Source organism: Paenibacillus sp. KS1 (assembly GCF_001680695.1).
Lineage (GTDB): Bacteria > Bacillota > Bacilli > Paenibacillales > Paenibacillaceae > Paenibacillus_B > Paenibacillus_B suaedae.
The window spans coordinates 1-19,530 of sequence record NZ_MAIS01000107.1 but is presented as its reverse complement, the minus strand read 5'-3'; the positions used below and the strand labels follow the sequence as shown (position 1 = coordinate 19,530).

Here is a 19,530-nt window from a genome sequence, read left to right as displayed (position 1 = left end):
TGAAAACCGGCCTTTTTGAACACGAACTATTAGTTAATACGTCCAACAGGAGGTGTCAGCCATTGAACGAACGGACGTTCATTGTGTCCCGCGAGGACTGGTCGCTCCATCGCAAAGGCTATCAAGATCAAGCACGCCATCAGCAGAGGGTGCGTGAAGCGATAAAGCAGAATCTGCCCGATCTCGTTACTGAAGAGAACATTATTATGTCAGATGGCAAACAAATCATTAAAGTCCCTATTCGCAGTCTGGACGAATTCCGATTCGTCTATAACTTCAATAAGAAGAAGCACGTCGGTCAAGGAGACGGAGACAGTCAGGTTGGGGATGTGCTCGGCACGGACAGCAGCTCACAAGGTCAAGCCAAAGGCAAGCAGGCAGGCGATCAAGCCGGTGCCGACATCATTGAAGCGGAGATCAGTATCGAAGATCTCGAAAACCTGCTGTTCGATGAATTGGAGCTGCCCAACTTGCAGCAGAAGGATAAGGAGGAAGTCGAGGTTACCGACATTCGATTCAATGACATTCGCAAGAAGGGCATCATGTCCAACATTGACAAAAAGCGGACGATCCTCGAAAATTTGCGGCGCAACGCCCTCACTGGCAAGCCTGGCATTCATCACATTAGTCCTGACGATCTGCGGTACAAGACATGGGAGGAAATTATTAAACCCCAATCAAGTGCCGTGATTATCGCGATGATGGATACCTCGGGATCGATGGGCAGCTTCGAGAAATATTGTGCGCGCAGCTTCTTCTTCTGGATGACGCGTTTCTTGCGCAAGCAATACGAGAAGGTAGAACTGGTATTCATCGCTCACCATACCGAGGCTAAGGAAGTAACCGAGGATGAATTTTTTACACGCGGAGAGAGCGGCGGCACGATCTGTTCATCCGCTTATGTGAAGGCGCTTGAGATTATCGATACACGCTATCCACCGTCCAGCTACAATATTTATCCGTTCCACTTCTCAGACGGTGACAACTTGACGAGCGATAACGATCGCTGTGTGAAGCTTATTGGCCAAATATTAAAGAAGGCCAACATGTTCGGATACGGTGAGGTAAACCAATACAACCGCAGCAGCACCCTAATGTCGGCTTACCGCAATATCCAGCTGCCCAACTTTATGCACTACGTCATTAAGGAAAAGGGAGAGGTGTACCGGGCGCTGAAGCACTTTTTCAAAAAACAGCCGGGAGGTAGCCGTACATGAGTGCAAATAACATGCAGGAGCTGGAGTATGCCATCGACGAAATTACCGAAATCGCCGAAGGCTTCGGGCTCGATTTCTATCCGATGCGATATGAAATCTGCCCGGCCGACATCATTTATACCTTTGGAGCATACGGTATGCCCACACGTTTCAGCCACTGGAGCTTCGGCAAGACTTTTCACAAGATGAAAATGCAATACGACTTCGGGTTAAGCAAAATCTACGAGCTCGTCATTAATTCCAATCCATGCTACGCCTTCCTGCTGGAAGGCAATTCACTTATCCAAAACAAGTTGATCGTAGCGCATGTGCTTGCCCACTGTGACTTCTTCAAAAATAACGCCCGGTTCTCAGCCACGAACCGCAATATGGTAGACAGCATGTCCGTCACGGCTGAACGTGTCAATCAATATGAAATGGAGTATGGAACCCAGGCGGTCGAGAGCTTCATCGACGCTGTACTCGGCATTCAGGAGCATATCGATCCAAATGTCATCAAGCCGCGCAATCTGGATAAGGAACGCTATATGGAGGCGAAGCTCCGCGAGCTGCGAGAGGCACAGCCAAGCGAGCCAGGACGGTATGATGACTTGTGGGAGTTAGACAAACGAAGCCAAGCCTCCAAGTCATCCAAGTTCAGCCTGCATGACATGGCCAATCGCCCCTTCCCACCGGAGCCGGAGAAGGATATCATCTGGTTCATTCAGCAATTCTCGCCTGTTCTTGAAGATTGGCAGCGCGATATTATGTCCATGCTGCGCGACGAGATGCTCTATTTCTGGCCGCAGATCGAGACGAAGATTATGAACGAGGGCTGGGCTTCCTATTGGCATCAGCGGATTATACGTGAGCTGGATCTTACTAGCGAAGAAACAGTCGAGTATGCAAAGCTGAACAGTTCTGTCGTACAGCCATCGCGTCATAGCTTGAACCCTTATTACCTTGGCATCAAACTGTTCGAGGATATTGAGAAGCGCTGGGATGAGCCAACGAAGGAAGAGCAAGAGCGGTATGGACGTCAATCTGGTCAGGGCCGGGCCAAAATATTTGAAGTGCGTGAACTGGAATCGGATCAGTCATTCCTTCGCAATTATTTGACGAAGAAGCTGACCGAGGAGCTGGATCTGTACATCTTTGAGAAAAAGGGGCCGGAGTGGAAAATTACCGACAAGTCGTGGGAGAACATCCGTGATCAGCTCGTCTATTCACGCGTCAACGGCGGCTTCCCCTACATTACAGTTGAGGATGGCGACTACCAGCGCTCCGGCGAGCTTTATCTCGTACACCAATATGAAGCCGTGGAGCTGGATTTGAAATACGTCGAACGTACCCTGCCTTATGTATATACCCTGTGGGGCAAGCCGGTTCACGTCGAGACGACCGTCGATGACAAGCAGGTCCTGTTCACCTACGATGGCAAGAAGGTATCACGGAAGTTTATTTAGAGGTTTGAAATAATCCCGCTAAGTCAAAGAAGCTGGCCCTCCTGTATTCAAGGGGACCAGCTTCTTGTATTGTGATCATCTATATGCTGAATAGTTGATGCAATGGAATCTGAAGTTCACGGAAAAGAATCGACTGAACGATATCCTGCTCTGTATACGTGCTGCGAATGGAGTACACACCTTCCTGCAAGGTGTTCACATGAACGGTACGGTTTCCGGGATCGACAATCCAATATTCCTGAACACCATACTTCTGATACAAGTTGAACTTCTCATTGAAGTCCTTCAAGGCTGTCGAAGGAGATAGTACCTCAACAAGTAAGCTCGGAGCACCGTGACAGCCCTGCTTCGATACTTGTTCCTTCGCACATACGACCGAGATGTCCGGTTGTACAACATGCTCCGGAGAATCATAATCCGAATGCTCACTGAACATGACATCAAGCGGTGCTACGAACACATAGCACTTTCGATTTTGGAAAAAGGAGCGAAGCGCATAATAGAGCTCGCCGACAATAAACTGATGGGTTGAGTTTGGAGATGGCGTCATATTGTATGCTTTACCATGAATTAGTTCCCATGCTCCTTCCCATGTCAACCAATCTTGATAGGAATAGGTGCAATTTTCATCAGGTCTAGTCACTCCACGCAACCTCCTTGCCATTTTTATCGTTCCATGCTCTACATGTAATCATCGACAACCTGAATATTCCTCATACCGCCAATCACATTAGATTCAAGCTCAATACAGATCCTAGACTTTAGTCAATCAAATCCAGCATCGGCAGCTCATCCAGCGGCAGAGCCTTCTTCTCCTGTCTAGGCTGACCGTTCTCGCGAACTAACGTATAAAATTCATAATTGCAAATGACGGAAAAATCATCCTCCATAACGCCTGGATAGGCGCGGTTCACGGAGTAAATCTGGCTGCGATACGCCTGAAGCGCCTTCCCTTTATGCCCGCGATAATCGCTAATATCAATCCGTGCTGAAATGGGGCACTTGTCCTTCGGACCCGAATCCTTGCAGTAATCGTAATAATGCGGGATTGACGTATAATAGAGCGATGGCTGCTTATCCACTGGATAATGCGCCTCCGCCAGTTCCGCCGCCATAAGCGTCGCTGCGGATATCGCGATATGGTCGGGATGTCCTGTGACTCCATCAGGCGGAAAGGTCACGATTGCGTCCGGCCGCAGCTCCACAATCGTCGAAGCGATACGCTCCGCCAACTTCCTCGGCTCTATCTCCTGCAGTCCGCCGTCAGGATAAAGATACAGCGTAATATCGGCTACACCCAAAATCGAGCAGGCACTGCGCATCTCCTGTTCTCTAAACCGGGCAAGTTCTTCGCGGGAAGAAAAATGGAATTCGCCGGATTTCCCCTTGCATCCCGATGTGGCGCATGCCAAATATACCTCATGACCTGTACTGCTAAGCTTGGCAATCGTCCCACCCGCTGCGAAGGTCTCATCGTCGGGATGGGCGAAAACGAATAGCCATCTTTTCTTCATGTTCCTTCAGCCCCTTGCTGTTCAAATCTTCCTATGTTCGGGCAAGCATCTTCTTCTGCAAATAGGCAACACCCATAGAAGCTACGCCGTCAATAGGCTCCTTGCATGCTTCATGAAAGGATACCTTCGGTGCATATGCTTCTATCTTATGCATAAGGCGATTGCGAACGTGTCCCTCATGTCGCAGAACACCACCCTGTAGAATCATTGTAAACGGAGTATCCACCAAGGACAAGTGGTTCATGACTGCTGCTGCACCATGAAATAATTCATCACCTGCCGCTACGAGAATTCGTGACGCTTCCCGATTGCCGGCAATGGCAGCGCGGGTTACAACTTCAGCCAGTCCACTTACCCTATCAACGGAATACTCTTCGCCGTACGTCCAATTATACAGTTCTTCTTCATTGCTCAATCCAAGATGAAGCAGAATCCATTCCCCGAGTCTCGTTCGTTCTTCTCTGCCATCATACCCCTTCATGATTGCTCGCAATGCTTCCTTGCCGATCCAGTACCCGCTCCCCTCGTCTCCGATCCGATGGCCCCAGCCCCCAGCTCTTGCGGTCAGTCCGTAAGCATTCATTCCGAATATTATGGAGCCTGTCCCGGCAATCACCAACAACCCTGGCTGCCCTCCTGTCGCTCCGAGCAAGGCAGCATAGCCATCATTTTCCACAATGACATGTTCTGCCTCAATACGCAGCAGCTTCAATACCTCGTGTACAAGGCCCGTGATGATATGACGGTCATGCTCCGTATCTAATCCAGCAAGTGCAAATACGGCACATTCGATTGCAATTGCCTCATAAGTCGCACTACACTCCTGCTTGCGGCAGTAGTCACGCAGCGCCGCTTCAATCCCTTGAGACAGCGCTCGTACAACTTCATCCACACCGACTCCCTGATAGTTCGAAGATCCTCCCTTACCCTCCCCAAGCGTAGTTCCTTCACTATCGAGCAGCCTAACGAGACATTTCGTACCTCCACCATCAACCGCAAGCAGAGGAATGCTGTAGGTTCCCATCAACACCCGCTCCACTCTGTTATGACTTGATCCAGATGCTTCATTGCTGCCTGTATGCTGCCTTCCACTTGTCCCAGCCAGCTCGCAAATCCGCTGTGATCCTTCATGCGCACTTCGATCATGCGGCTGATCTCCTTCGGACTCGGCCCGCCCGGCAAGGAACGAATCTCGACGAAATGCACCGGGTCTAGCGCTTCACGCAGCGTCTGCTCTGTGAGCGATGTAACCCTACCAATATGTTGACGGGCGCTCTCATTGACAATAGACAGTGTGATCTCATTGGCCGCCAACCCTTGCGCCAAGGAATGCTTCACGACATCGCTGACAATATGATGAGCCTTGCGGAAGGATAAGCCATCGACTCGAACAAGTGTATCCGCAAGCTCCGTTACGGTTGCGAAGCTGCCCTGCGTCCGTTCACGCAGCATCTCCTTGTTGACGTCCATTGTACCGATGACCGCAGCGAACAAGCGGTACATTTTATCCATAATCGCAAGACTTCTCCACGCATAAGGCTGCATATCATCTTCCGTATCGACGATGTCTCCGAATGGCGTATTATGAATCATCGACAGCACCGTATTCGTATTGCCTACGCAGCTCGACAATAGAGCCCGCATATGCTCGAACGACACGGGATTGCGCTTCTGCGGCATGATAGAGCTAATCTGTACATAAGGTGCAGCTACCTTAAGCGCGCCGAACTCTTGTGTGCACCACAGCAGCATATCCTGAACGACACGGCCCAGATTGATCGCCGCGAGCTGGATCGCTGTCGCTACTTCGCCCAAGTAGTCGGCTCCCCCGATTGCATCATAGGAGTTATCGATAAGCTCGTCGAATGCGAGCAGCTCCATCATCTGCTCCCTGCTAACCGCAAAGCCTGATGTTGTGAGCGCCGCAGCCCCCATGCTGCTCCGATTGCAGTTCTTGTAGGCCGCAATCATTCGCCGAATATCGCGGTTAAGTGAATCTACGACGGCCATGAAGTAATGTGCGAGTGTCGTTGGCTGCGCCTGCTGCGTATGTGTATAGCCGATCATGAGCGTATCCTGATGCTCCTTCGCGAACAGCAACAGCTGTTCATTGAGCAGGAGTGCCGAAGACAACGTGGCGATCAGCTTCTCCCGCAGCACCATTCGATAGATTGCAATCCCCATATCATTGCGGCTCCGGGCCAAGTGCAGGTTGCCAGCAATGTCGCCGGCATGCTCTAGCAGCTGATGCTCCACCTGAAAGAACAAATCTTCAAACTGACCAGTATAGCTTGCTTGCTTAAGCGCTTCAAGGTCAAGAGCACGGATGGCTTGCGCAATGGTCTCCGCTTGCTCATGCGTAATAAGCTCCTGCTTCTCCAGCATGATTAGATGTGCCTTATTGATTGCCATCATCGGGCCGAGCAGATGAGTCTTCGCTTCATTAAATGCAGGCTCAAGCACAACCTCCGTATAGGTCTTGCCGGGGAAAGTAGTCCCTTCCGTTTCCATCCATTTCTCACGATATCCCATAGCTTAGTAAGCCTCCTTGTTCGACTTCATTCTCATATCCAGCCATTTTTGAATCAACTGGTTCATATTCCGGCTTGCTTCTTCAACGATCAAATGCCCCGCTTCCATGGAGGTCTTACGAATATGTCCGGTATATCCATCCCATCCCAGAGGGGATCCTTCCACAAGTACATATGGCAGCGAAGATAAAGGAGGGCACGAATCTAATTCCAAGTCCGTATCCTGCACCGATACCAGGTCTGGGCGCAGCGCCTTCACGGCTGACATCTCATAAGGCCCGCCATGCCCTCTTCCAGCCTGCCCCCCGAATAAGCCGTTCTGCTGCGTGAACTCAACACTCGCCATCTGCCACCAATTAATAAGAAGGAAGCTGGCGTCCGTGTAGGCTCCGGTCACGGATTCAGCAACGGTTCGGGAAGGCCCCATATTGGCATCATGAGCGTTCAGCAGGACAATATTGCGGATTCCAAGCCTGCATATCCCCAGAACAACATCGGTAAGATAATCGATATAAATGGAAGGACGAACCGAGATCGTTCCAGGATAATGCTGTGTCTTCCCCGGGCATGCTGAGAACGGAACTGCTGGATACACGAGCGGCTGAAGGGAGGGTTCAATCCTCCAAGCGAAGCCTTCCGCCAATATGATATCTGTCCCGAGTGGAGAATGTGGGCCATGGTATTCGACTGATCCGAGAGGGACAACGGCGAACTGTGTATTCCCGATCACTTGATCTAGCTCCCGTCCGTGAACTCCGATTACATTCATATACTCCTTATACCTCCGCTTCTCCATCGATTGGGGAGACGTCCCGAAGGAGCCCCCCACCGATGTTCTGATGTGCAAGGCACTTGATGAATCTAGATGAATCTATCCAACTGAACAATTGCGACTAAGTAATGCCATTATTGATGCTGACTGATCATGTTCACGAACATGCGGATCGATCCCGGAACCAATGCCGGAATCTCGCGATACCACACGAGTGAACTGTACGTATATACACCCTTGCCGTAGTTCGCAGTCAGGAATGTGCCTGTGAACTCCTTCTCGCCCGGATCGCCGTTGGAAATGAGCTCCGTATACTCCTTGCCCCACTCCGAAGGGTTATAAGCCGAACGATCTTGAATCCAATTGTTCCAATCCTGATCTGTAATCTTATTCGGAGCGTTGAACATTGGATGCTCCGGTGCAAGTGTTGTGACTTTGGAATTCTCGTCCGTTACCCGCCATTGAATGAGCGGCGAGCCAATCTTAATTGGATACGGCGCGAGATCTGGCGACCATTTATCCTCTGGCTTATGATACTGAACGACCAGATTGCCGCCGTTCTTCACATAATTCAATAAACGCTGGTTGCTCGGAATCAATTCTGGACGGAACGCATAGGCACGAATGCCAAGCACAATTGCGTTGTACTGAGAGAGATCTCCCGACTCAATTTCCTTCGCATCCAAATTGACCACGTTGACGCCTACTTGACGCAAATATTGATCGATATTATCAAAGCCGCTAGACACATAGCCGACCTTCCACTTCTCTGGTGTCTTCAAGTCGAAGGCTTGAATCTGAAGCTCTGCCGGCTGCACGATGTAGGTCTTCCCGATGTGCGGGTATTGAATAACCTGCGTCCCGTGCATGCTCTGTACATCGCCGTTCTTCGCAACCGCTGTAATCGTGAACTTTCCTGGGTTTACGTTAGACGCTGCCTTAACTGAGAAAGCAACAGACTTTGTCTCCCCCTTCGCTGCAAAGCTAATCTCCTCTGCAGCAGGCTCGGCTGTCCAGCCCTGTGGAACTTGCAGTGCAATCGACGCCTTGGATGCTCCTGGCGTATAATTCTTCACCGTTACTTTCACCGGGATTGGCTCGCCTGGCTTGAGCGTATTCAGAATCGTAGCGCTCGGGCTGAGCGTCATCGAGTACGGAGGCAGTACCGCCACTGCATTTTGCGGTGTCTCCTGCAAGGACGTCACGGTACGGAATGCTTCATATACTACCTTCGCGTTGAATACCGAAGCTTCGTATGGCTTGAATAACGGTGCATCTGCCGGAACCTTGACCTCGAATACAGCTGAAGCTGTCTCGTTATAGCCAAGCTGCCCAAAGCTTGTCGCGTCCACAGGCGCCGCTGTCCATCCAGCAGGCACGTTCAGGCTAAGCTTCACGTTGTCTAATTTCGTAGAACCGCCATTAAATGCCGTTACGGTTACCTTCGTCGATTGTCCAGCCACAAGTTCGTTGGCATCTGGCTTAACCTTCACCACGACAGATGCCGCTTCCATACTCGCCTTGTTCAACTGCTCTTCCTTCACATGAAGGCGATGGAGCAAATCCTCCTTCGCCGCTGCATCCAAGCTGGATTTCTTCACATCGGCAAGTGCAGTCTGAACGTCTGCCTTCATGCCGTGGACTTCCTTCAAGACATTGGCGAAGCTTGGGTAAGCCGCTACAATCCTGTCTGCATCCTGCTGCAGAGCTTGCAAATCCTTCGCAATCTTATTTTCCTTGCCCTTCACACTAATTTCTTTCGCCAAATCTGCAAAGGTGAATGCGATGCCGTCGAAGAGGTCTTGCTCCTTCTCCTTCGTCTTTACCGTGCTCAGGTCAAGCTTATAGTAGCTGTCCCCCTGAGCAGGCCCTTCGTCATACACTCTTCCCATCCCTTGGCTCTTGTGCATGAAGCGCGACTCTTCCCCAAGCTGCAGGTAAGAGGCCCCATAGATGGAGTTGTACTCCCCAATTGGCGCTCTCACGGTGTAATCCTTGTTATTCGCTGGCAAATACAGCTTCTTGATCTGCCATGGCTGAAGCCCCTGCTTCAGGTGCTCAGGATATACTTCAGGATTCGCTGCGTCCTTGAACGCACGCACCGTAAGCACGTTAATCGTCCGATGATGACCATGTGTAGAGTTTTCATTCAAGAATGCAGGAATGATGACATCTGGGCGAAGCTCGCGTATTTTGCGAATTAAGCGCTCGTACGCAACAGATTCCCCCCATTTCTCCAGCGTTTCCTCTACACTCTTCGAGAACCCGAAGTCGAAGATTGGATCATTAAGCTGCTCGCCGAGCATTCCCAATGTCACATTCGTGATCTTGGATGCTTCCTGCAGTTCCCGAGTTCGTATGACCCCAAGGCCCGCTCCGAGCTCACTTCCAATCTCGTTCTGTCCGCCTTCTCCTCTCACAGCGATCACGCTTGACGTATTGACTCCTCTTCCCAGGGAAAGGTACGCCAATGTCGCGCTGTGCTCATCATCAGGGTGAGCTCCCGTGTTCATCGCACTTGCGATCGTCGTCAGCGGCTTGATTGACTTCCATAAATCAACAATCCCCCGATCCGCTGATACGGTCTCGGCTTGCGTGGACAGCAGTACACTGCTTCCCAATACAACGCTTAATACGATGGAACAGAACTTTGAGGCCGACTTACCTTTGATCATCAAATCCCTCCTCGAATGGTGGAATAGTTATTCAGCTGGAAATGGCCATTTTCCAGCTGTATATCATAACGTGGTTGATGAACCCCTAGGCGGTTCCCACGCAATGACCAATGATTATATAGCCGTGTTGTCGCCCGTTATTTTGCGGGATACGAACAGTACGATGATGATCAATGCAATTTGAAGAACACCATATGCACAAGCCGTGCCGAATTCGAATGAATACATCCGTTGGAAGATTTCGACCGACAGCGGCGTGCTCTTGGCAGTAAAGAGCAGAATGGAGGATACGAATTCCCCAATCCCCTGCACAAAGGCGAGCAGCGTACCCGCCAATATCCCGCTTAATGCCATCGGGAACACAACTCTGCGGAAGCTGTACCACCACGATGCGCCTAGATTGCGTGCCGCCTCCTCCACAGAAGCATCCATCTGCACTAAGGTTGCCGAAGTAGAACGGAACACGAGCGGCAGGTGGCGCACGAAGTAAGCTAGCGGCAAAATCCAGAAACTACCGATCAGCACTTGATTGAAGCTGAATACATTGGGCTCGCTGAAGGCCGCAATCAAGTTGACCGCAACGACAGTACCCGGCAGCGCCCATGGGAGCATAATTAAGACATCAAGCAGCGTTTTCCCTTTAAACTTCAAGCGAACCATCGCATAAGCAGCTGCCACGCCGAAGATGACATTCCCAATTGTTGCGACGAAGCTCATCTGGAAGCTGTTTGCAATAGGCCGCCATGTTTTGCTGTCCGTGAACAGCTTGATATAATGCTCAAATGTATATTCAGGCGGCAATACTTGCGTCGTCCAAGTGCCGTTCGTAGACAATGAAATCAACACCAGCACGAAGATGGGAAGCAGCAAAATAATGACGCCGATAATGGACAAAATCATCGCAACATATTTGCCGACCGCACTCTTGACCTCTGTGCGATGGACACTGATGCCCTTGCTCATGTTCTGGTAGTTGCGCAGCCCTTGATACCAGCGCATCACGAGCAAGAAAACAATCGACACAACCGATAGAATCGTCGACTGTGCAGCAGCCATATCCAAATTGCCATTCGTACGCGACAAATAAATCTGCATCGTCATCGTCCGTTCGATGCCGAAGATAAGCGGAGCTGTATATGATGCCATCGCAATCATGAATACAAGCAGTGACGAGGCCACAAGCGCTGGAGTCAGCATCGGCAGAATTACTCGCCGCCAGATGTACAATCTGCCTGCTCCTAAACTTGCGGCTGCTTCTTCAAGCGAAGGATCTAGACCCCGAATCGCAGACGACGCCGTCATATAGAAATAGGTATACATCGTAAACGTATGTACGACCAGAACGCCCCAGATCCCTTTTAAATAAAAGGGTACTTGTTCGAGATGAAGCAGTTCCTTAAGCGCCCGTGGAATGATACCGCTCTCGCCATACAAGAACGTGAACGACAGTACGCCAACAAGCGGAGGCAGTGCCATTGGAACGAGAACGAGGACAGCAAGCACCTTCCTGCCGGGAAATTCGTAGCGTTCCAACAGAAATGCCATGGCTACACCCACGATTGCACACGTAATCACACTTAAGACGGAAATATAAATGCTGGTCCACAGTGCCTCCAGATTAGATGTATGCTCGAAGCTGAAAAATCGCGCGTAGTTCGTAAGCGAGAATTGGTCCTCGACTTGAATACTTTGTACGAATGTTTGAAATAGTGGATAAACGACATATGCCAACAGTATGAGAAAAAGCGGCGCTACGAGCACATAGACGAAGTAAGGCGATTGCGTAATGGGCCCCGAGCGGCGGGGCAAGCCCATGCGTGGCTTCGATGGCCGTGGCGCGTTAGGTGTGTTCGTTATCATCATTCATCCCCTCTCTATCCTAAGAAGTAAATGCTTTCTTTCGGAATGAACAGGGAGATTGCTTCCCCTCGTCCGCGAACCCGATGCCCTTGATTGACGAACATCGCCTTCAACTGCTGATCCGCCACCTGCGACACATAGTTCACGCTAACTCCTGTAAATTCAGAAATGACTACACTGCCTGTAACGATATTGTCCCCCGTCTCTTCTCCGCCAGCCTCCCGAATCGATTCAGGACGAATCGACAGTGATACCTTCTTGCCTGCTTCCAGTGAACAGTCGGCAGAAGCATTCGCTGTAAGCCCTCTTAAACGAAGGTCTGGCGCTATGCGAATGATGGCTTCGCCATCTTCGATTCGTTCCACCGTTCCTTCCCACAGGTTCGACTCGCCAATGAAGGAGGCGACAAATCGATTAACGGGTCGATTATATATTTCTTCAGGACTTCCAATCTGCTGTACAACCCCGCCCTGCATGACCATAATGCGGTCAGACATCGCCATCGCCTCTGCCTGATCATGGGTGACGTATATCGTTGTAATTCCCAGCTCTAATTGAAGTCTCTTAATTTCGATCCTTGTCTCCTCGCGGAGCTTCGCATCCAAATTGGACAATGGCTCATCGAGAAGCAGTATTTTCGGCTCTATCACGAGTGCACGAGCCAAGGCAACCCGCTGCTGCTGTCCGCCGGACAATTGGTCAATTCTACGGCTTCCATACCCATCCAAGTGAACCTGCTTCAGCGCGCGATGGGCGCGCTCTATCATTTCTGACTTTGGAACCTTGCGCACCTGCAAACCAAATGCGACATTTTCAAATACAGTCATGTGCGGAAATAAAGCATAATTCTGAAAAACCATGCCGGTATTGCGCTTATTCGGTGGGAGTGTCGTGACATCTTGATCGCCGAACACGATTCGGCCTTCGCTTGGAAAATAAAATCCTGCAATCATCCGCAGTGTCGTCGTTTTGCCGCAGCCGCTAGGGCCGAGGAAGGTGAAGAATTCACCCGGTTGAATCCGGATGTTTACGTCGGTAACTCCCTTGACGTTCCCGAATTGCTTGCTAACATGATCTAGTGCTACCTCTATCAAGCTGGCTCCCTCCTGCCTCTGAAATGATCATAATCAGGCGGAGGACATTGCCTCCGCCTGAGCCTATTATTTTGCGCCTTTCCCCTTGATGTTCTCATCCCAATGCTGCATCCACTCTTTTTCCTTCTGTGCCATTACCGTCCAATCAATGTCAAGCGGCTTCAGCTCCAACCCCTTCAGCCAAGCAGGAAGCGTATCCTTGCTGATGTCTGTCCGTGTTGGAATCTGGAACAGCTTATCCGCGAGCTCTACCCGCAAATTAGAGTCGAAGAGGAATTCATAGAACTTCATTGCCGACTCCTTATTTTTCGCACCCTTCACGACACCGACGCCATCAACTAGGATTGGCGCACCGCTGGCCGGATAGATAAAGTCGAACGGCTGCTTCTGCAATTCCTTCTGAATCATAATGTCCTGCAGGTTCCATAGGGACAATGTGCCTTCCTCACGAGCCAGCTTCAAATACAGGTTAGTCGGATCCTGTGCGTATTCCTTCGTGTTGGCATCCAGCTTCTTCAGCCAGTCGAAGCCCTTCGTTGGATCACTCGCATCCTGCTTATAAATCATGGAAGAATAGATCGTTCTCATCGTTCCGGAAGCAAGCACCCCGCGAATGATGATTTTGTCCTTGTATTTCGGATCAAGGAGATCGTCCCAATCTTTCGGTGCATCTTCTTGTTTCAGCGCGTGAGAATTGTACATAATGACCTCAGGCAGCAGCATTTCCCCATACCAGCGGTCTTGACTGTCTTTGTACAATGCCGGAATGCTGTCCGCGAAGCTTGGCTTCACGCTTTCCAGCAGGTCTTCATCTGCCGCAGTCATCAGTGACGACTGTGTGCCGCCCCACCAGAAGTCCGCTTGTGGATTCGCCTTCTCCCCACGTACGCGCTCCAAGATTTGCTGTGCGCCCATCGTGAGCACTTCGACTTCCATGTTCGGGTATTTCGCCTCAAATTTTGGGATAATCTCATCGACGACGTTCTTGTCTCTCGCTGTGTAGATAACCAGCTTTTCTTTACCCGATGATGACTTCTCCCCGGATTGCTGACCGCCCTCAGATGCAGTCCCACCGCCGCCTCCACAAGCAGTCACTGCCAGCATCGCAAGGACAAGCATAGAGCTCATCAACCATGTTTTTGCTTTCCCCTTTACCTGCTTCATGACGTTCCCCCTACCATAAATTTTTGATTCGTGTTTCGCGCTGTATCGGATGAATTCATCTTCAATAGACGAAATGAATCTGAGTTGATATGTTCCTATGCAGCATCCCGCAACAACGTAGTAGTCCTTCAACAACAGCCCGTTCGTTGGTTATATGGATCAAAGCTATGCTGACGTTCAGAACAATAGCCCTTACTTAGACCAACTAAACATCCGTATATACTTGGTCATTGTGTTGCAGGAAATCGTTATGCTATGTACGGTTTGCCACTATGGAATTGCATACAGTTCTATATCGTTCTGAGATGATATCGTGAAAAAAAATTAGCTATGACTCGTTCTGTGCTGCTATAGTGAAATGATTAACATTTTACTATCTGATGAGTGTGGTATGAGTGTAGTGTGATTGTAATTGTGATTGTCGTACGATTTTGAGTATATTCGTTGTATTTGATGTGAAAGATGTGTAGGTTGAATTTGTCGTGTGAGTATCAATCGTGAGTAGTAGAACTCCATAATTGTTGTCGTGTGTGAGCAGCTGCATCTATCTTGTTGGATTCTGCGCTGTAGAAGAATTGACCTGACGGTATTGTGCTGGTTGCGAATATAGGCACATCCGTAATTGTCATTGTCTGAGAAGCAATTCATGCTGGAGAAAAAATCATTGTTTACCTTTGAAATTTAGCCGTGGAGGGGAAAGCCTCCAATGTACAGTGAATGGCTCCTATCAAGCCCGCCTGATCGCCAAGTGTGGCCATCTTAATGATGGGTACAGATGGAACCCATTCATTCAGCCAATATTGTATTTTGCGAATGCCTTCGTCCCCGATATGCAGCATTTCACCGCTAAGGATGAGCAGTGCCGGATCCATGACGCTCGTGACATTGGCGATCCCATAAGTCCAGTGCCGGCATATATCGTCGAATAGCCTTTGAGCCTCGTCGCTGCCGACGTTGGCCAGCTCAACAATCTGCTGAATAATGCTTCTGTCTGGGCCGATGGATGGGAGAATGCGAATGGCTTTCTCGTAGATGGCTCTCACCGAGTAGTTGCGCTCGAACACCCCATACTCGCCTTTGACCTGATTGCCGATTGGGCCAATCATCATATAGCCGATCTCACCGCTTGCCTCATTGGCTCCCCGATACAGCTGTCCGTCTATAATCATGCCTGCGCCGATTCCTGTTCCCGCGTACATATAGACGAGATTGGAGTGGCCGACACCGATGCCTTTATGAAATTCGCCCAGCGTCATCAGATTCACGTCGTTCTCGATAACGACAGGCAATCCCAGTACTTCTTCAATTTCCTTCTGTACCGGCAGCCCCATCCAACCTGTGCTGGGAGCGTAGCTGACCGTTCCTGCACTGCGCTGCGTAATTCCGGGAAGTCCCAGACCCATGCCAAGCAGCCGTTCCTTCGGAAACCCGCTGGCAGTGAGAAGGGTGTCCAATCCCTGTTCAATGCTGCGAATTGCCATCTCGCCATCCATAGGATGCGGCAAATTCGTCGTGCGCGAGACGAGCAGCTCCCCCTTCAGGTTCGCAATCGCCAATTGCAAAGTGCTTCCTTCGAATACTGCGCCAATGACACCATACGCATCAAAGTTATATTCCAGAAGAATCGGCTTCCTGCCGCCCTTCGATTCACCGTATCCGACCTCGCTGATCAAGCCTTCCATAATCATCTCATCGACGAGCGCTGAGACGCATGGCCGGCTTAACTCTGTTAACTTCGCCAAATCGGCTCTCGAAACCCGAGGATTATCGCGTAATTGATGGAGGATTCCCTCACGGTTAATATGCTTCACCAATTTTGCGTTTCCCGTCTGGCCTCTGCCAATCAATCCGTCATCCTCCCTCCACAATCTAAGTTAGTTAAAATTATTAACAAAGTCTTGTTGGAGATAGTTTATTGTATACGCTTACAAATTGTCAATATGAAAATTATTTCCCTCCCAATGATGATATTCATTCTGAATATAAATAAGAGCTTGCCCCTTATAGATTGTTAGATCTATAGGGGAAGCACTTTGTTAATCAATATTATTGATATCAGCAGCAAATGCTAATCCTGCCGGATTGGGAGCTTCTAACGGGTTAACATTGACTGCTGTAAACGAAATGATCACGGTTTTACCGATATGTATAGGTATATTCTTCCCCATTGCATGAGATGATGACCTTAATCGGCTTTTTATCCTTTGCGACCCCTGCAGGAACCTCCGCAATATAGTGCAATGTGCCTGTCTTCAAAGGTTCAATCTCCGTAATATTCGTATACGTGAAGTCGCTTCCGCCGTTTTTCTCAATCGTTGTGAACGGATCATATTCATACTTATCGTCATACACTACCTTCACGGAAACAAACTCGTTCGATCCCTTGCCGGTTGTCAGCAAGCTCTTCACCTTAATGACAACGTCGAAATATGTATTTGCGGTATCCTTCACTTCATAGTAAGTGTAAAAGCTATCTGGTTTTGATGGTACAATTTTGTTGGCAAATTTAGCGCCCGTAATTGTCAGCTCAGCAAAGCCATCAATCGTTTTCGCTTTGTTCACTTCAATCGTTTGGTTTGCTGCTTCAGGTGCTTTATCCGCTTTGTCGGCAGGCTCACTCTGTTCCTTTGCAGTTTCCCCGTCCGCCTTCAATTTTTCTTTAAGCTCGGTGTTCTCTTTCTCCAATGCAGCAATCTTCTTCTCTAGTTCCTGAGTAGATGGATTAGATTCGTTACTGCCGCTGCATCCTGTAATCGTAAATGCTAATAGGCCCGAGAGCACTAGAACTACAATTGATTTCATCTTCATCCTCAATTTCCCTCCTCTATTATATTGTCTAAATATATCACCATATGAGTCTTTTGACCATTTGATCAGATGATTAAATATAACAATATACCTACAATTCTGTCTTCCAGGAGGGAAAATAGTCGAGTTTTCCTTGGTGAGAGAAGACCTACCTTAGTCTCTATTTTCATAATCTATTGAACTGTTAGTTATTGTGAAGAAACTCTAAATAGTTTTTTAGAAGCCTGTTACTCTAATGTCGGTACACCGTTATATTTTATTGCAGGGAAAACATCTAATTTTTCGAAGTAAAGATAAATCTCTTGGCCATCTCCTCGAAATCCTGAATACGGTAAATCACTGTAAACCGTAATACGGTAATTCCCATTTTCTAATTGTATTGATTGGTCATTCGGGCATTTATTAGTCCAATCCATAAGATCATAGAGATCTCTAAAATAGACTTCTTCTCCGTCTACATTAATTCCCAGCCTCAGCACATAATCTGAAGAGTCAAGCATCGCTTCATTTGGATACCCACTTCTGATTTTCAATATATAGGTTCCCGGGGATCCAGCCTAAACCTACAATTGTCCCAGAATTAACATGTTCCGAAACCTGTTTTGCAGTGAGATACTTCATTAAAAGACAAAGTAGGGCGACCCCTAAAATGTTCTACGATCATTGTTGTTCCCTGAATTCTTGTTTCATTAAACTCTCTAATCTCACGAGATAGAAATCGGTCACAATGGTGAACGCTTCGCTTCTTCAGAATCATTGTCATCTTCCCTCAAGTACTTGCCTAATCTTTAAGACATTCATTTAGATGATGTTTTAAAGCTTCTGCTTCCCAACTTAACTTCGGTGATATTCTTTTTTCTATTAAATATATTAACCCTTTCTTGGATTTAATTTTTCCAAGTGCAATCCATGCATGTACAGAAATATTATTCAATTCGTAGTCTTGGAGTATTAATAATTTTTCCTCAATTGTAAGCAGTAAATTCTCCTGAAAGTTCGAAATCCAGTAAGAAGCCGTCATTGAGGCGTCACTAGAATAATCGTCTAATGCAAACTCAACTAGGATATCTAATAATGCCTTATCATTAAGTCTTTCCTGAAAAAAAGTGTTCGCCTCTTGTATACTGTGTGTGGAGTCTATTAAAAGATCTCTGATTAAATCTTTATCATACATTGTTTCTTTCCTCCAGTTCCAAATCAAATTATTTTATCATCCCTAAACTCCCCAAACTTTCCTTCGTATACGTAGCTGTTGACGATGCCTCCAGCCGATTCATAATGTGCCGCCGTGTGTCTAGGTAGTAGTGGGCCACTTGCGCCAGAAACTCATGACCGCGCGCATAGAGGCCTTGGCGCTCCACCCTTATAGGATATTGTAGCCTATCGTGGTTGCAAATCTTATATACACAAAGAACCCGCAGGAAAGAGACACATTTTAAAAGTGTCCATCCTACGGGTGTTCACAAAACCAGTCGAGGAGCGGAATCCAGAATTAGTCCTTATTTTTCTCCAAATAGCTCCTTGTAAATATTTTTAAAAAAAGCTTTCCAGTCCACGATTTCACTTTTAAAAGGCATAGTTATCGAGACAAAAACCCTATCCAAATTCGGGTTTTTTTCTTCCAAGCACATTTCTAGGACCTTTTTCATGCTTTGTTGCCCTTTCTCATTTAATCCGTAATATTCTGGAACAAGTACAGTCCTTATCACCTGTAATTGTTCTTCCTGATTATTTATATCTAAATCACAAATTTTATCGAATTGTTCATCAGTTAAAAAATCATAATCAAGAAATTTTAATAGGCTTACAATGCTATCAGGTTTCAGACTCATAAATAGCTTTTCCCTTTCATTTTTTGCATTCTTTAAAATTTGCGAAAATTAAAAATCATTTATCGTTCCCATATCGGGAATGAAGTAATCGGTTGATTATTTCTATTGAAAAATACCTGACCAGAGCGTGATGTTCCATAATCCAAGGTTCCTCGCTGATATCCTGAACCGATTATATGATCAAAAATGATCGGTTCTTGAGCTTTCAGAGGATCTCCAGCATTATCCAAAATTTGTTGTGCGCGTTGAATCATGTTTACTTGATCTCTATGACTTAAAAACTTTGTTGCAGCAGTTGGTATTCGAGGTATTCCTCTCCTGTCAGTATCAACTACTCCTGTAGTAGGATTAATTCCTTGTGCCGCACGGTCATATTGAGATTGTAATGTTGTTTGAGCACCATGTCTCTCCACAAAGTGAGCTCTAGCTATGGAGTTTTCCAAATCTTGAAGTATTCGGTGAGCATTTTCTTCTGCTAATTGCTGTAACCTAGCAGAGCGTTCATTTGGTGAGAGGTGTGAATATTTTTCTCTTAATAAATCTACCCTACCTCTTTCCGTCCCCTCGTACGGCCCTTCCTTCTTGCCACCGCCACCGCAACCAACATTCTGGCTGCTA

Annotated in this window: 17 protein-coding genes; 2 read left to right on the top strand and 15 right to left on the bottom strand. The window is 48.1% G+C overall.

Going from position 1 to position 19,530, the window contains the following annotated elements; genetic code table 11:
- Nucleotides 1-62 precede the first annotated feature (62 nt).
- Both yhbH and BBG47_RS24645 read left to right on the top strand, forming a co-directional pair.
- Complete coding sequence (gene yhbH, locus BBG47_RS24650) at nucleotides 63-1,217, top strand: sporulation protein YhbH (protein WP_065293934.1); 1,155 nt, start codon at nucleotides 63-65, stop codon at nucleotides 1,215-1,217.
- Nucleotides 1,214-2,662: a SpoVR family protein gene (locus tag BBG47_RS24645; protein ID WP_065293933.1), complete on the top strand. Its 1,449-nt coding sequence runs from the start codon at nucleotides 1,214-1,216 to the stop codon at nucleotides 2,660-2,662. The genes yhbH and BBG47_RS24645 overlap by 4 nt, the downstream gene beginning before the upstream one ends.
- Before the next feature lie 79 nt (nucleotides 2,663-2,741).
- Here the strand turns inward: BBG47_RS24645 and BBG47_RS24640 are convergent, their stop codons facing one another.
- The 15 genes from BBG47_RS24640 to BBG47_RS30125 form a co-directional block, all read right to left on the bottom strand.
- On the bottom strand, nucleotides 2,742-3,326 hold the full coding sequence (locus tag BBG47_RS24640; RefSeq protein WP_065293932.1) for a Uma2 family endonuclease: 585 nt from the start codon (nucleotides 3,324-3,326) through the stop codon (nucleotides 2,742-2,744).
- Between the two features lie 97 nt (nucleotides 3,327-3,423).
- The gene (locus tag BBG47_RS24635; protein WP_065293931.1) at nucleotides 3,424-4,176 is read right to left on the bottom strand and encodes a PIG-L deacetylase family protein; all 753 of its coding nucleotides are present in this window, start codon (nucleotides 4,174-4,176) and stop codon (nucleotides 3,424-3,426) included.
- A 31-nt stretch (nucleotides 4,177-4,207) separates the two neighbouring features.
- Complete coding sequence (locus BBG47_RS24630) at nucleotides 4,208-5,200, bottom strand: N-acetylglucosamine kinase (RefSeq protein WP_065293930.1); 993 nt, start codon at nucleotides 5,198-5,200, stop codon at nucleotides 4,208-4,210.
- Entirely contained in the window at nucleotides 5,200-6,708 is a 1,509-nt protein-coding gene (argH, locus tag BBG47_RS24625; RefSeq protein ID WP_065293929.1) for an argininosuccinate lyase, read from the bottom strand. Before argH ends, BBG47_RS24630 begins: the two co-directional genes overlap by 1 nt.
- A gap of 3 nt (nucleotides 6,709-6,711) precedes the next feature.
- Nucleotides 6,712-7,476 (bottom strand): creatininase family protein, encoded by a 765-nt coding sequence (locus tag BBG47_RS24620; RefSeq protein WP_065293928.1) that lies wholly within the window; start codon nucleotides 7,474-7,476, stop codon nucleotides 6,712-6,714.
- 137 nt (nucleotides 7,477-7,613) lie between these two features.
- Complete coding sequence (locus BBG47_RS24615) at nucleotides 7,614-10,154, bottom strand: NEW3 domain-containing protein (protein WP_065293927.1); 2,541 nt, start codon at nucleotides 10,152-10,154, stop codon at nucleotides 7,614-7,616.
- Between the two features lie 114 nt (nucleotides 10,155-10,268).
- On the bottom strand, nucleotides 10,269-11,969 hold the full coding sequence (locus tag BBG47_RS24610) for an ABC transporter permease (RefSeq protein WP_065293936.1): 1,701 nt from the start codon (nucleotides 11,967-11,969) through the stop codon (nucleotides 10,269-10,271).
- A gap of 59 nt (nucleotides 11,970-12,028) precedes the next feature.
- Nucleotides 12,029-13,108, bottom strand: coding sequence for an ABC transporter ATP-binding protein (locus BBG47_RS24605; RefSeq protein ID WP_065293926.1), 1,080 nt, complete (start codon nucleotides 13,106-13,108; stop codon nucleotides 12,029-12,031).
- A 66-nt stretch (nucleotides 13,109-13,174) separates the two neighbouring features.
- Nucleotides 13,175-14,272 (bottom strand): extracellular solute-binding protein, encoded by a 1,098-nt coding sequence (locus BBG47_RS24600; protein WP_028532362.1) that lies wholly within the window; start codon nucleotides 14,270-14,272, stop codon nucleotides 13,175-13,177.
- Between the two features lie 668 nt (nucleotides 14,273-14,940).
- Nucleotides 14,941-16,119, bottom strand: coding sequence for an ROK family transcriptional regulator (locus BBG47_RS24595; RefSeq protein ID WP_065293925.1), 1,179 nt, complete (start codon nucleotides 16,117-16,119; stop codon nucleotides 14,941-14,943).
- A gap of 289 nt (nucleotides 16,120-16,408) precedes the next feature.
- A complete protein-coding gene (locus BBG47_RS24590) occupies nucleotides 16,409-17,080 on the bottom strand; it encodes a hypothetical protein (protein ID WP_254659914.1) in 672 nt (223 codons plus the stop codon).
- A gap of 227 nt (nucleotides 17,081-17,307) precedes the next feature.
- Nucleotides 17,308-17,613: a hypothetical protein gene (locus BBG47_RS24585; RefSeq protein WP_065293924.1), complete on the bottom strand. Its 306-nt coding sequence runs from the start codon at nucleotides 17,611-17,613 to the stop codon at nucleotides 17,308-17,310.
- Between the two features lie 248 nt (nucleotides 17,614-17,861).
- A complete protein-coding gene (locus BBG47_RS24580) occupies nucleotides 17,862-18,254 on the bottom strand; it encodes a hypothetical protein (RefSeq protein WP_065293923.1) in 393 nt (130 codons plus the stop codon).
- A 325-nt stretch (nucleotides 18,255-18,579) separates the two neighbouring features.
- Nucleotides 18,580-18,912: a hypothetical protein gene (locus BBG47_RS24575; RefSeq protein WP_065293922.1), complete on the bottom strand. Its 333-nt coding sequence runs from the start codon at nucleotides 18,910-18,912 to the stop codon at nucleotides 18,580-18,582.
- A 59-nt stretch (nucleotides 18,913-18,971) separates the two neighbouring features.
- Nucleotides 18,972-19,530 (bottom strand): hypothetical protein (locus BBG47_RS30125; protein WP_217492523.1); only part of this gene is annotated, 559 nt, incomplete at its 5' end.

What these genes read in the sequence shown, in the direction of transcription:
- BBG47_RS24645 (WP_065293933.1), top strand. Translation starts at nt 1,214, where the DNA reads ATGAGTGCAAATAACATGCAGGAGCTGGAGTATGCCATCGACGAAATT.
- BBG47_RS24640 (WP_065293932.1), bottom strand. Translation starts at nt 3,326, where the DNA reads ATGGCAAGGAGGTTGCGTGGAGTGACTAGACCTGATGAAAATTGCACC.
- BBG47_RS24635 (WP_065293931.1), bottom strand. Translation starts at nt 4,176, where the DNA reads ATGAAGAAAAGATGGCTATTCGTTTTCGCCCATCCCGACGATGAGACC.
- BBG47_RS24630 (WP_065293930.1), bottom strand. Translation starts at nt 5,200, where the DNA reads ATGGGAACCTACAGCATTCCTCTGCTTGCGGTTGATGGTGGAGGTACG.
- argH (WP_065293929.1), bottom strand. Translation starts at nt 6,708, where the DNA reads ATGGGATATCGTGAGAAATGGATGGAAACGGAAGGGACTACTTTCCCC.
- BBG47_RS24620 (WP_065293928.1), bottom strand. Translation starts at nt 7,476, where the DNA reads ATGAATGTAATCGGAGTTCACGGACGGGAGCTAGATCAAGTGATCGGG.
- BBG47_RS24615 (WP_065293927.1), bottom strand. Translation starts at nt 10,154, where the DNA reads ATGATCAAAGGTAAGTCGGCCTCAAAGTTCTGTTCCATCGTATTAAGC.
- BBG47_RS24610 (WP_065293936.1), bottom strand. Translation starts at nt 11,969, where the DNA reads ATGGGCTTGCCCCGCCGCTCGGGGCCCATTACGCAATCGCCTTACTTC.
- BBG47_RS24600 (WP_028532362.1), bottom strand. Translation starts at nt 14,272, where the DNA reads ATGAAGCAGGTAAAGGGGAAAGCAAAAACATGGTTGATGAGCTCTATG.
- BBG47_RS24590 (WP_254659914.1), bottom strand. Translation starts at nt 17,080, where the DNA reads ATGAAGATGAAATCAATTGTAGTTCTAGTGCTCTCGGGCCTATTAGCA.
- BBG47_RS24580 (WP_065293923.1), bottom strand. Translation starts at nt 18,254, where the DNA reads ATGTATGATAAAGATTTAATCAGAGATCTTTTAATAGACTCCACACAC.
- BBG47_RS24575 (WP_065293922.1), bottom strand. Translation starts at nt 18,912, where the DNA reads ATGAGTCTGAAACCTGATAGCATTGTAAGCCTATTAAAATTTCTTGAT.